This window comes from Herbidospora daliensis, assembly GCF_001570585.1.
In the GTDB taxonomy this organism is placed as follows: Bacteria; Actinomycetota; Actinomycetes; order Streptosporangiales; family Streptosporangiaceae; genus Herbidospora; species Herbidospora daliensis.
Genome location: NZ_BBXF01000001.1, coordinates 1,117,986 through 1,129,868, shown reverse-complemented (window position 1 = coordinate 1,129,868; position 11,883 = coordinate 1,117,986). Strand labels below are relative to the sequence as shown.

Sequence of the window (11,883 nt, the reverse complement as noted above, 5' to 3'; positions counted from 1 at the left end):
CGCCGTGAGTAAAGGGAACGGCATCATTTCGCGCGTGGTGACTGGAACGATGCTCACGCGGGTGCCCCGCCAGGTCGTGGCCTGGGGCCTGCCCCTCTGGTCGCGTGGCCTGCCCGGCCGCCCGACGCCCCCCGACCTCTTCCGGGTGCTCTACACGGCCTGGATCGTGGCGTTCTGCCTCAAGGTGCTCGGCGCGTCCTGGGACGTGTCCTGGCATTTCCGCTGGCTGCGCGACGATCTCGCGCCGCCCCATCTGATCAACACGGTCGGCACGATGCTCGTGGTCGGCCTGACGATCGTGCACTGGTACACCGGCTACGGCGTCGACAAGGCGGCCCAGCGGCTGATCCTGTGGGGGACCGGCACCTTCCTGGTGGCCGTCCCGCTCGACCTGATCAACCACCGGATCAACGGCCTCGACGTCACCGCGTGGAGCCCGTCGCACGCGCTGCTGTTCATCGGCACCGCGTTCATGATCGCCGGGGTGACCCGGGGCTGGTACACCGGCGCGGCCCCGGGCCGCAGGCGGACCGTCGTGCTGGCGGCGTTCTTCGGCTTCTTCCTGGAGAACGCGATCTTCCCGAGCGAGCACCAGGAGTACGGCGTGCTCGGCCTGGCCGCCTGGTTGCGCGGTGAGCCCGAGGCCGACACCGAGCTGCTGAACTTCGCCGCCGCCCAGCTCAAGCGGCCGGTCGACACGATCGCGGTGGAGAACTTCGCGCTGCCGGTGCCCGACCAGGTCTACTCGCTCTGGGCGGTGATCGTCGGGATGGCGATCCTGGTGGCGGCGCGGATGGCGACCCGCTACCGGTTCACCGCGACCTTCATCGCGGCCGGATACCTGGCCTTCCGGATGGTGATCTGGCCGCTGCTCGTCGGCGCCGGCTTCCCGGGTTCGGCGATCCCGTTCTTCCTGCTCCTCGGGGCGATCTGCGTCGACCTGGCGTTCCTGGTGCCCGTGGTCTACGCCCGGGTGGTGGTGGGGGCGCTGCTCGTGACCGGCGGAGTGTTCGGCGGGCTCTGGCTCCAGGACGCCTACCTGGTCGCGCCGCCGTACGCCCCCTGGGCGTGGCCCTACGCGATCGGCGGGCTCGCGGTGGCGTGGCTCGTCGTGGAACTCGTCGGGCGGCGGATCAGCCGCCCGTCCGCGTGATGACGACGGCCACGCCGTAGGCGAGGCCCAGCACGGTCAGCTCGACCGCCGCCCAGGCCGCGAACGCGGTCGGGCGGCGGGCGACCACCCCGGGCAGCAGCCGGTATCGGATGTTGGCGCCCAGCAGGGCGATCACCCCGGCCAGCGCGCCCTTCACGAGCACCAGCACGCCGTAGTGGGTCGTCACCAGCGAGGCGGGGAACGGCTCGGCGGGGGAGAGCAGCAGCTCCACGATCCCGCTGAACAGGCCCGAGGCGGCGACCACGAGCAGCGCCCAGGTGGCGAGCCGCGAGAACCTCGGCAGCGTCCGGCCCAGCAGTTCGCGGTCGGTGGTGAGCAGCAGGGCCACCGCGAGCAGCCCGCCGGTCCACAGGGCCGCGCCGATGACGTGCAGCTCCATCGCGACCATGCTCAGGTCGTGCCAGTACCAGTTCGTGGCGTGCCCGGTCACCGGCAGCGGCAGCAGCCCGAACACGGCCGCGCCGACCCGCAACTCGGCGGGCACCTTCTCGCCGAACCTGACGGCGAACATCCCGATGGCCGCGCTGAGCGTGGCCGCCGCCGCGCTCACCACGAGCCCCTGCCCGGAGCCGATCGCGTCGACGAACAGCGGGACGTCGGGGAACCGGTCGGGCATCACCTCGGCCGCGCTCAGCAGCGTCGAGACGAGCGCCGCGAACGCCCACACCACGGCCGAGTAGACCGCCCAGCGCCGCGCCCGCGAGGCGGCGGGCTCGGTGGCCTCCGGGTGGTCGAACCCGAGCAGCTTCGGCAAGAGGCTGAGACCGACGGTGACGAGCGCGGCGACATCCAGGACAAGTCGGGCCACCGGCAGCCCGAACTCGACCCAGGGGCCCGCTGTGGGCAGCCCGAAGGGCGGTTCCGGGAGCGTGGCCCACGTGGCCACCACGACGGCGGTCAGCCCGGCGCCGATCAGCCCCGCCAGGGGGAGCGCGCCCAGCCGCCGGTCGACGGCGGCGGGGCGGGAGTCGAGCAGGGTCACGCGAGGGTCCGATCGTGGGCGGGGGGCGTCGAGCCGGCGTTGCGGGGGCGGGACTCGTGGCGGTGCAGCACCCAGGTCGACAGGGCCAGCAGCAGCAGGGCGAAGACCAGCAGGCCCCAGACCCAGCCGCCACCCGAGGCGGCCGGGACCGGGGCGGCCACCGCGCCGGGCGCGGGCGCCAGCGTCGCCGCGGCCCCCGTCGGGGTGCCGGCTCCGTTCGGGCTGTACGTGAACCGGATCGTCCCGCTCACCGGGTGGCCGTCGTTGGAGACGATCTGCCAGCCGATGACGTACACGCCCCCGGAAGCGAGGGGTTTCACCGTCGCGGTCACGACCTCGTCGCGGACCGTCAGACCGGCTTCGTAGCGCGCCCCGTCGGGGCCCGTCAGCGCCAGCTTGGCGAAGTCGGGGCGGACCGGCTGGTCGAAGGTCAGCGTCACCCGGTCGAGCCGGGAGACGGTCGCGCCGTCGGCGGGGTCGCTGCCCTTCAGGACGTTGTGGGCCGACGCTGGGAGCGGCAGCAGCAGGGCCGCCAGGAGCACCAGCGGGACGGTGAGAAATCGCACGAATGGCAGGGTAAGCCCGGGCCGCGTGAGCGTCACCTTTCTCACGCGGCCCGGACGCCTCGGCGGGCAGAGTCGTTCCGCCCCGATGACCGTGAACCTAAGCCGCGTGATCAGGTGAGTCAATGTGCTCTTTTAAGAAAGTTTACTGATAGTACTGCTTTAAGGCGCTCTTAAGCCGGGCTTATCCGGGATAGGTGAACAGATGCCCGCACATGCCGTCGCGCGGCTCGCCCGACGCCTCCTGGATGCGGGCCTCGCGCAGGTAGTCGTAGTCGCCCCGGCGCAGCGACGCCAACTGCTTCTCGGTGTCCTCGACGGCCTTGAGCGGGCCCTCGCGCCACAGGTCCTCGAAGTCGTCGAGCCGGTCGCCGACGATGCGCACGGCGTGCTCCAGGAACTTCTCGAAACCCGGCCGGCCCGCCTCCTTCAGCTGCCGGAAACCCTCCAGCGCCAGGTCGCGCCGCCAGCGCGGGGCCATGCCGGCGGCCCGGTTGTAGTCGCCGCTCAGCACCGCGTTGGGGAAGGTGAACACCGCGTCGCCCGCCTCGGGCAGCCCGCTGTTCTGCATCACCACCACGATCTTCAACCCGCCGTCGTTCACCAGGCGGTGCACGGTGCCCGGGGTGAACCACACCACCGCCCCCGGCACGAGCGGGGTCTCGTGGTAGCCCTCCCAGGTCAGGGTCTGCACCGACCCGCTGCCCGCCACCACGACGTAGGCCTCGGCGCACAACGTGTGCAGGTGGGGTGAGCCCCCGCATCTGCCGTCGGCGCCGGGCCAGTCGTAGACACTCAGGGCGGTGACGCCTATGCCGAACATGCGTGCTCCTTCACGTACGCGACCAGCCGGGACCGATCCCAGGCCCCCGAGCAGACGACGACGCGGTAGCCAAGCCGCATGCTCTCTCCAGGCGGCAGGTTAACAATCTCCGTGAACGCGATCGAGGGGTTGACCGCCGCGAACGGAGTGGTCCGCACGAACCACGTCACCGGGACGGGGGACTGGAAGAGCAGCGTGGACGACCGGTCGACGCCGTCGTGACGGCCGGCGTAGGCCAGCCACCGGGAGGTGCGGCCCATCATCGCGGGCCCCTCACCGGTCTCGGCGAGCACGTCACCGTGCTCGAAGGAGCGCGGGCCGCGCCAGAACAGGCCGCTGTAGCCCGCCATCGGGCGGCCGTTGGTCGTCGGGCTGCCGAACACCAGGCCGGCCCCCCTGACGTTGCGGAGCGTCGTGGCGAACTCCAGCGCCCACGAGTCGTCCTCGACGTCGGTCACCCGGAACTCGCGCAGCTCGTCGATCCAGTGCTCGCCGTCGCGGGTGTGCCAGCTGAGCCGCTGGACGCCCGGCCGCTCGAAGCCCTCGTGCCGGATCGTGCCCGTGTTGGGCAGGTCGACGTAGCCCGCCTTCTCGCGGACGTAGGTGCCGCCGCCCCAGAAGTTCTGCCCCGACAGGTCGGAGACCGTCATGGCCAGGCCCTTGTGCCACCGGTGGTCATGTGGCCGGAAGGCGCTTACCAGATCGCCGTCGAGCGTCCTGATCGGGTGGAAGTAGGGCTTGGGCGACTCGAAGACGTCGGCGTCGCGGTCGTCGTAGACGTAGCGCAGGATCTCCACGCCGCGTTCGTCGTAGATCAGCTCGTCCATGCACCGCCGTCCAGCCGGTGGTAGAAGGGGTCGTCGGGGGTCAGTTCGGCGCGGGCGACCGGACGCCGGCGGTGGGCCGAGGCGTAGATGCCGGTCGCCAGTTCCAGGGCCTGGCGGCCCTGGCGGGCGCTCATCGGCGGGCGCTCGTCCTTCTGGAAGGCGTCGAGGAGCACGCTCAGCTGGGCCTCGTGGGAGCTGGGGCGGTCGTCGGGGGGCTGCCACAGGTCGGTCGTGGCGGTCCAGTCCTCGTTGCGGTAGCCGTACAGGTGGCGGAGTTCCACGGTCGCGTCGGTGAAGTCGAAGCGCAGGTAGCTCTCCTCGCGGCGGGACAGCAGGCTCGTCACGACGGAGCCCAGCGCGCCGGTGGTGAAACGGACCGTGGCCATGGCGACGTCCTCGTACTCGACGTCGCGGTCGAGGGTCGCGGTCGTCGCGCTCACCTCGGCCCAGTCGCCCAGGATCGAGAGCATGACGTCGATCTGGTGGATCGCGTGGCCGACCGTCGGGCCGCCGCCCTCGGTCCGGAACCGGCCCCGCCACGGGACCGTGAAGTAGTCGTGGTCGCGGAACCAGGTCGTCACGCACTGGGCGACCAGCGGGCGGCCCAGCAGGGGCGCGATCTCCTTCAGGTGGATCGCGCCGGAGCCGAAGCGGTGCTGGGAGACCACGGAGGCGTAGCCGGGCCCCTCGGCGGCGGTGATGGCGTCCCACTCCGCGAGCGAACGGCACGCGGGCTTCTCGATCCACACCCAGGCGCCTGATTTGAGGCATTCGATCGCCTGGACGGCGTGCATCCCCGGCGGCGTGCACAGGTGCACCAGGTCGGGGCGCTCGCGCTGGAGCAGCTCCGACAACGACGAGTAGGCGCGGGGCACGCCGTGCTCGCGGGCGAACCGCCAGGCCCGGCCCAGGTCCACGTCGGCGACCGCGACCACCTCGGCGCGATGGGCCTCGGCCCGCAGCGCCGGAAGATGGCATGCGCCGGCGATCCCGCCGGTCCCGACGACGGCGACCCGGATCATCCGGCCGTCCTTTCCAGTTGTGACCCGGGCGGGCGCCCACGCTCCCAGGGGCGCCCGCCCGGGCGTCTCTCCTCACGACGAGCGTCGTGAGCGTTCGGGGCCGGGGTTCCGTCCGGACGACGTCGAGACGTGCGGAAACCCGGTTTCCGAAAGTTTCAAAAGATTACCGAGACTTTTCGTTGCGGGTAACGTAAAGGCTGCACACGGCGCTCGTCAACGCCGTGAGTCGGAAAAGAGTCAGAGAACCCATCCGACGAGCCACGCGGCGAACACCAGACCGGTGGCCGCGGGCAGGATGAGCACCCCCGGCGCACGCTCCCGGAACGCCGCCACGACCGACAGGCCGGCCGACACGACCGCCAGGGGACTCGTCCAGAAGATGATCGGCGGAATGCCGACCGCGAAGGCCACCTCGTCGTCGACCGACAACACGCTCCAGGCCGCGACAGCGCAGAAGAGCACACCCGCGATCCCGGCCAGCAGGGTCAGCAGCCCGTCGCGGCGCACCGTGAGCGCGCCGCCGACGACCTGGAGGAGCGACAGCAGCGCGAACGCGCCGAGCGGCGCCAGCACCCACGGCGCCCCGACGGCCGTGTAGGCGGCCCCGGTGAAGTGCACCGAGCCCGGGTCGACCATCGCCCGGGGGGAGACCGCCGGGTCGCAGGGCGCCGGCGCGGCCGGGTCGGCCAGGAACGCGCTGATCGTCCGGCGGCCGCACTCGCTGGCCAGGAACACCCCGTGGCCGACGCCGGCGAACTCCTCGAACCGCGCGCCCGGCAGGTTCTCGGTCGCCTGGCTCGCCGCCCCCGAGGGGGTGGTGGGGTCGTACTGGCCGGCCAGGATCAGCACCGGCGCCTGGGTGATCGCGCCCTCCTCGCCCGAGGGGGGCAGCCGCCACTCCGAGCACACCGTCGCGTCGTTGTCGGCGGTGAACAGCCGGCGGTCGGCGAAGGTGTTGGCGGGCGCCTCGTCCTGGCACTGGACGGCGTAGTAGAGACCCCACTCGTGGCTGGTCAGCGCGCCGCCCGCGGCGTCGACGAGCGGCTGGAGCAGGTCGGTGTGCCCGCCGGCCAGGCCGTCGACCAGCGCCGGCAGGATCGGCAGCGCCTCGGGGTCGGCGAACGACTCGGCCAGCAGGGTGGCGACGTCGTCGCCGGTGAGCCGGACCATGACGCGGCTGAGGGTGAGCGGGTCGCGGGTGGCGAGGGTGACCGGGGCGGCGTTGATGTTCTCGACCGCGCGGTCGAACCGGTCGGTCACGCCGAGGCGGTCGAGGGTGCTCCGCAGGGCGCCCATCGCCTGGTCGTACCACGGGGAGCGCTCGGGCAGGTAGGAGTCGAGCACGAGCGACTTGGCGCCGTCGGGGTCCATCGCGGCGGCCAGCAGCATCGCGCGGGTGGAGTAGCTGACGCCGAACAGGGTCCACTTGTCGTAGCCGAGCGAGCGGCGCAGCTCGACCACGTCGGCGGCGATCTCCTGGGTGCGGTAGCCCCGGAGGTCGACGTTGAGCCGCGCCTTGCAGGTGCGGGCCGCCAGCCCCATCGCCCCGTTGGGGGCGGGCGCGGGCGTGGCCGTGATCGGCATCGTGACCGGCGGAGGGCTGGGGCTGGGGTCGGCCGTGACGGCGGTGGGCGGCGCGAGGTCCTTCAGGACGCCGTCGACGATCTCAGGGCATTCGAGGCGCGGTTCGGACCATCGCCCGCCGCGCTGCTCGATGACCACGACGTCGCGGTCGGGCGCGATCGAGGTGATCAGCTCGGTCAGCGGGATCGACGCCGAACCCGGGCCGCCGCTCATGAAGACGACCGGTTCGCCGACCGGGCTGGCCGCCTTCCTGATGGCGTAGCCGACCTTGATCGTGTCGCTCTGGTAGGCGTCGCGCCGCTCGGGTACCAGCAGGTAGCCGCACGTGGTGCCCTCGGGCACGGCGACGGGGCAGGGACGCTCCTCCATGTCCGCGCGCGCCCGTGCGGACGCGGGCGCTGAAAGTCCCATGAGCGTGACGGAAGCCGCGATCAGGCTCACCGCCGTCTTCCATCCGGGCACCCGTCAACCTCACTGCCAAATCCGCACTTGATGGGGGATCGCACGCGATTTCACGTGATCTCCGCCCGGACCACGGCAGAACCCTAGCGGCAAGGGCCGAGTAACAGCTCCACAACGGCCGTTGATCCCATGGAAAACGCGATGTAACCTCCCTGCCATCAAGGGAAACTATCGGAATTTCATCGAAAGTTTCTTGGAGTCCATTCCCGGGACGGAAGGAACCACCGATATGTCGCTGACACGACGCGCAGTGGTGACGGCGGCTGCCGCCGCACTGCTGCTGGCTGGCTGTTCAACCGGAGGCGAGGAGGCGCCCGCCACCGGAGGCGGAAGCCAGGCGGCGCAGGAGAAGGTCGTCATCGACTGGTGGCACATCCAGAACATCGAGCCCATGCTGCCGGTCTGGGACGCGATGGCCAAGGAGTACATGGCCGCCCACCCCAACGTGACGATTAACATCAACCCGTTGGAGAACGAAGCTTTCAAGGCCAAGATGACCACGGTCGCCCAGTCGGGCGAGGGACCGGACATCTACCAGACCTGGGGCGGCGGCGTGCTCCAGCAGCAGGCCGACGGCGGCATCGCGAAGGACATCACCGCCGACATCGCCGACTGGCAGGGCACCTTCAACCCGGCCGCCCTGGCGGCGTACCAGTTAGGCGGCAAGACCTACGGTGTCCCCTACGACATCGGCATGGTCGGCTTCTGGTACAACAAGGACCTCTTCAAGAAGGCCGGCATCGAGCAGCCGCCCGCGACGTGGACCGAGTTCATCGACGCGGTCAACAAGCTGAAGGCCGCCAACATCACCCCGATCGCGCTGGCCGGCAAGGCCAAGTGGCCCGGTCACTACTACTGGACCTACCTCGCGATGCGGATCGCCGGTCTGCCCGCGCTCCAGGAGGCGGCGACCGCGAAGTCGTTCGAGAACCCCGACTTCGTCGCCGCGGGCCAGAAGCTCAAGGAACTGGCCGACCTCAAGCCGTTCCAGAACGGCTTCCTGGGCGCCCCCTACGACACCCCCGACGGCCAGGCCGCCGCGATGGGCGGCGGCAAGGCCGCCATGGAGCTGATGGGCCAGTGGGCCCCGACCGTCCAGAAGGACACCGCCGGCGACCTCGGCGAGGCGCTCGGCTTCTTCCCCTTCCCCTCGGTCGAGGGCGGCAAGGGCGCGGCCACCGAGGCGCTCGGCGGCGGCGGCGGCTTCGCGGTCGGCGCGGACGCCCCCAAGGAGGCCACCGACTTCCTGAAGTTCATCCTGTCGGCGGAGAACGCCCGCAAGGAGATCGCCACCGGCTCCCTCCTGCCCGTCGTCAAGGGCACCGAGGACGCCGTCACCGACCCGCGCGGCAAGATGGTCGTGGACGTCCTGGCCAAGGCGACCGGCTTCCAGCTCTACCTCGACCAGGCCTACCCGCCGGCTGTCGGCGCGCAGGTCAACGACAGCGTGGCCGAGCTGATCGCCGGGACCAAGTCGCCGGAAGAAGTGGTCAAGGCCATCACCGAGACCGCACAGGCGGAGTAGTCGCGGCGTGAAGACGACAAAAGGACCGGAGAGCGCCGTCACGGCCTCTCCGGTCCCGCGACGATTGATCCCCCCGACGCAGCCCCGGGCCCCCAAGAACCAGGGCAAGGCGCGGAAGCGGATCACCATCATCCTGTTCCTTCTGCCCGGCGTCATCCTGTTCTCGCTGCTGGTGCTGGCGCCGATCCTGCTGGCGATGTACTCCAGCGTCTTCAAGTGGAACGGCTTCGGCCTGCTGCCGACGAACTTCGTCGGGCTGGACAACTTCACCCGGCTGCTGGACAACGAGATCTTCCTCGGCGACCTGCGGCGCGGTGCTCTCCTGATCGTGTTGTCGCTGGTGGTGCAGCTGCCGCTGTCCCTGGCGATCGCGCTGCTGCTGAACCAGAAGATGCGCCTGCGGGCCGTCTACCGGCTGCTGTTCTTCGCGCCGTACGTGCTCAGCGAGGTCATCGCGGCCGTGCTGTTCAGCATGCTGCTCTCGCCGGAGCGCGGGCTGGCCAACGAGGTCCTCGGCTTCCTCGGACTCGGGTCGTCCAGCTTCCTGTCCGAGCCCGACACGGTCATGTTCTCGCTGTTCGTGGTCATCACCTGGAAGTACTTCGGGTTCTACGTGATCCTATACCTGGCCGGCCGGCAGAGCATCCCCAAGGAGCTCACCGAGGCGGCCCAGATCGACGGCTGCGGCCCGTGGCACGTGTTCCGCTATGTGACGCTGCCGCTGCTCGGCCCGACGATCCGGATCACGATCTTCCTGTCGGTGATCGGCACCATCCAGCTCTTCGACCTGGTGTACGTGCTGACAGGGGGCGGTCCCGTGCACGCGTCGGAGACGCTCGGCGTGACGATGTACGACATCGGCTTCAACCGCTTCCAGGTCGGTTACGCCAGCGCGATCAGCGTGGTGATGTTCCTGCTCAGCCTGGTCTTCGCCATCGGCTACCAGCGGTTCGTGCTCAAGCGCGACCTCGACGGGGCCACCACGACCATGGGAGGTGGCCGCCGATGAGCGTCCACGCGCGGGAACGCCGGACCACGCCGGCGCGGATCGCCCGGCCGATCGCCCTGCACACGATCGTCATCGTCATCGGCGTGTTCGTCATCGTGCCGATCGTGTACGGCGTTCTGGGCGGCTTCAAGGACAACCCGCAGTTGTCCAACAACCCGATCGGACTGCCGGCGCCGTGGGTACCTGAGAACTACACGAACGTGCTGGCGTCGTCGGACTTCTGGCGGCAGGTCTTCAACAGTTCCCTGATCGCGCTCAGCACGGCGCTGGTCACGGTCGCGGTCTCGGCGCTCGCGGCGTTCGTGTTCGCCCGGTTCGCCTTCCGGGGGCGGGAACTGCTGTTCACCATCTTCGCGGCCGGGCTGATGTTCCCGTTCGCGGTGGCGATCCTGCCGCTGTTCATCATCCTGCGGTTCTTCGGCCTGCTGAACAACCCGCTCGGGGTGATCCTGCCCCAGGCCGCCTTCGGCCTGGCGCTGACGATCATCATCCTGCGGTCGTTCTTCCGGTCGATCCCGCACGAGGTGGAGGAGGCCGCCATCCTCGACGGCTGCACGCCGTTCGGGTTCTTCTGGCGGATCCTGCTGCCGATGGCCCGCCCCGCACTGGCCACGGTGTCGGTGCTGGCCGTCGTCAACAGCTGGAACAACTTCTTCCTGCCGCTGGTGGTCTTCAACGACAAGGTGTGGTGGACGCTCCCCGTGGGCGTGCAGCAGTTCAGCGGCCAGTATTCGGCCGACACCGCCAAGATCCTCGCGTACGTGGTCTTGGCGATGATCCCGGCGCTGGCCTTCTACGCGGTCGCCGAGCGGCAGCTCATCGGCGGCCTCACTGCGGGGGCGACGAAAGGGTGATCGGCGTCGTGCTCTCGCGGACCACCAGGTCGGTGGCCAGCTCGACCCGGCGGGCCTCGGGGTGTTCCCCGCGGCCCATCGCCAGCACCATCCGGGTGGCCAGCGCGGCCATGTCCTGGAGCGGCTGGCGGACCGTGGTGAGCGGCGGCCACGCCGACTGGGCCAGCGGCAGGTCGTCGAAGCCGACCACGCTGAGGTCCTCGGGCACGCGCAGCCCGCGCTGCCGGGCCGCCTCGAAGACCCCGAACGCCTGCATGTCGCTGCCGGCGAAGATGGCCGTCGGACGGTCAGGCAGCGACAGCAGGGCATGACCGTGGTCGTGGCCGGCGTCGGCGAGGAAGCTGCCGTAGCGGATCAGGCCCGGCTCGACGGGCACCCCGGCGGTCTCCAGCGCGGCCCGGTAGCCGTCTATGCGGGCCCGGCTGCACAACATGTCGGCCGGGCCGCCGATCATCCCGATCCGGCGGTGGCCGAGCTCCAGCAGGTGCCGGGTGGCGGCCAGGCCGCCGTGCCAGTTGGTGGCGCCGACGGAGGCGACGCCACCGGCCGGCTCGCCCTCGGGGTCGACCACCACGAAGGGCATCGACCGGGCCGCCAGCTGGTTCTGCAGACCCGCCGACAGGCGCGAGGCGACCACGACGACGCCGTCGGTGCGGCGGGCGGCGATGCGCTCCAGCCAGTCGCGGCCCGGCCCGGCGTGGGTGTGCAGGACCGAGATGACCACGCTGGCCTCGGCCTCGCGGGCGGCCGTCTCGGCGCCCCGCACGATCTCCATGGCCCAGGGGCTCTCGATCTCGGCGAACACGAGGTCGATGAGCCCCACGGGGCCGTCGCCGGGGCTGACCCGGCGCTGGTAGCCGTGTTTGTGCAGCAGTCGTTCCACCCGCTGCCGGGTCTCCGGCGCGACTTCGGGGCGGCCGTTGATGACCTTGGACACCGTGGGGACCGACACACCCGCCTCTTGGGCGATTACGGCGATCGTCACCCGCCTTTTCGCTGGCATGGCCGGAAGTGTATCCGAAAGGTTTCGGGTACGCGTACCAGGGGTGTCATTCCCG

At 70.7% G+C, this 11,883-nt stretch carries 11 protein-coding genes; 4 read left to right on the top strand and 7 right to left on the bottom strand.

Translation table 11 applies throughout. The features are described 5' to 3' along the window. Positions 1-34 precede the first annotated feature (34 nt). Positions 35-1,153 (top strand): hypothetical protein, encoded by a 1,119-nt coding sequence (locus tag AW274_RS04490; protein ID WP_232319971.1) that lies wholly within the window; start codon positions 35-37, stop codon positions 1,151-1,153. On the opposite strand, the gene AW274_RS04485 is transcribed toward AW274_RS04490, so the two are convergent. From AW274_RS04485 to AW274_RS04460, 6 genes are all read right to left on the bottom strand, one after another. After that, on the bottom strand, positions 1,134-2,156 hold the full coding sequence (locus AW274_RS04485; protein WP_062429571.1) for a CopD family protein: 1,023 nt from the start codon (positions 2,154-2,156) through the stop codon (positions 1,134-1,136). The two genes, AW274_RS04490 and AW274_RS04485, sit on opposite strands and share 20 nt — an antisense overlap. Continuing rightward, positions 2,153-2,722, bottom strand: a complete 570-nt coding sequence (locus AW274_RS04480; protein WP_062429569.1) for a copper resistance CopC family protein — start codon at positions 2,720-2,722, stop codon at positions 2,153-2,155. Before AW274_RS04480 ends, AW274_RS04485 begins: the two co-directional genes overlap by 4 nt. Positions 2,723-2,903: 181 nt before the next feature. Continuing rightward, the gene (locus AW274_RS04475; RefSeq protein WP_062334330.1) at positions 2,904-3,542 is read right to left on the bottom strand and encodes a cupin domain-containing protein; all 639 of its coding nucleotides are present in this window, start codon (positions 3,540-3,542) and stop codon (positions 2,904-2,906) included. Continuing rightward, positions 3,530-4,369 (bottom strand): DUF6807 domain-containing protein, encoded by an 840-nt coding sequence (locus AW274_RS04470; protein ID WP_062429567.1) that lies wholly within the window; start codon positions 4,367-4,369, stop codon positions 3,530-3,532. Before AW274_RS04470 ends, AW274_RS04475 begins: the two co-directional genes overlap by 13 nt. Next, positions 4,357-5,391 carry a Gfo/Idh/MocA family protein gene (locus tag AW274_RS04465; RefSeq protein WP_062429566.1) on the bottom strand — a complete coding sequence of 345 codons (1,035 nt, stop codon included), beginning with the start codon at positions 5,389-5,391 and terminating at the stop codon, positions 4,357-4,359. Before AW274_RS04465 ends, AW274_RS04470 begins: the two co-directional genes overlap by 13 nt. A gap of 237 nt (positions 5,392-5,628) precedes the next feature. Beyond that, on the bottom strand, positions 5,629-7,386 hold the full coding sequence (locus AW274_RS04460; RefSeq protein WP_157519759.1) for an alpha/beta fold hydrolase: 1,758 nt from the start codon (positions 7,384-7,386) through the stop codon (positions 5,629-5,631). A 280-nt stretch (positions 7,387-7,666) separates the two neighbouring features. Here AW274_RS04460 and AW274_RS04455 point away from each other — a divergent pair, with 280 nt between their 5' ends. The 3 genes from AW274_RS04455 to AW274_RS04445 all read left to right on the top strand — a co-directional run bounded on the left by AW274_RS04455 (position 7,667) and on the right by AW274_RS04445 (position 10,825). Next, positions 7,667-8,962 carry an extracellular solute-binding protein gene (locus tag AW274_RS04455; protein WP_062429562.1) on the top strand — a complete coding sequence of 432 codons (1,296 nt, stop codon included), beginning with the start codon at positions 7,667-7,669 and terminating at the stop codon, positions 8,960-8,962. 64 nt (positions 8,963-9,026) lie between these two features. Continuing rightward, complete coding sequence (locus AW274_RS04450) at positions 9,027-9,971, top strand: carbohydrate ABC transporter permease (RefSeq protein WP_198169004.1); 945 nt, start codon at positions 9,027-9,029, stop codon at positions 9,969-9,971. Further along, positions 9,968-10,825 carry a carbohydrate ABC transporter permease gene (locus AW274_RS04445; RefSeq protein WP_062429558.1) on the top strand — a complete coding sequence of 286 codons (858 nt, stop codon included), beginning with the start codon at positions 9,968-9,970 and terminating at the stop codon, positions 10,823-10,825. The genes AW274_RS04450 and AW274_RS04445 overlap by 4 nt, the downstream gene beginning before the upstream one ends. Here the strand turns inward: AW274_RS04445 and AW274_RS04440 are convergent. Further along, positions 10,800-11,828, bottom strand: a complete 1,029-nt coding sequence (locus AW274_RS04440; RefSeq protein WP_030454448.1) for a LacI family DNA-binding transcriptional regulator — start codon at positions 11,826-11,828, stop codon at positions 10,800-10,802. The two genes, AW274_RS04445 and AW274_RS04440, sit on opposite strands and share 26 nt — an antisense overlap. Positions 11,829-11,883: the final 55 nt, after the last annotated feature.

Excerpts from the sequence above, each read along its gene's own strand:
- AW274_RS04475 (WP_062334330.1), bottom strand. The coding sequence starts at position 3,542 with ATGTTCGGCATAGGCGTCACCGCCCTGAGTGTCTACGACTGGCCCGGC.
- AW274_RS04470 (WP_062429567.1), bottom strand. The coding sequence starts at position 4,369 with ATGGACGAGCTGATCTACGACGAACGCGGCGTGGAGATCCTGCGCTAC.
- AW274_RS04465 (WP_062429566.1), bottom strand. The coding sequence starts at position 5,391 with ATGATCCGGGTCGCCGTCGTCGGGACCGGCGGGATCGCCGGCGCATGC.
- AW274_RS04460 (WP_157519759.1), bottom strand. The coding sequence starts at position 7,386 with ATGGGACTTTCAGCGCCCGCGTCCGCACGGGCGCGCGCGGACATGGAG.
- AW274_RS04455 (WP_062429562.1), top strand. The coding sequence starts at position 7,667 with ATGTCGCTGACACGACGCGCAGTGGTGACGGCGGCTGCCGCCGCACTG.
- AW274_RS04445 (WP_062429558.1), top strand. The coding sequence starts at position 9,968 with ATGAGCGTCCACGCGCGGGAACGCCGGACCACGCCGGCGCGGATCGCC.
- AW274_RS04440 (WP_030454448.1), bottom strand. The coding sequence starts at position 11,828 with ATGCCAGCGAAAAGGCGGGTGACGATCGCCGTAATCGCCCAAGAGGCG.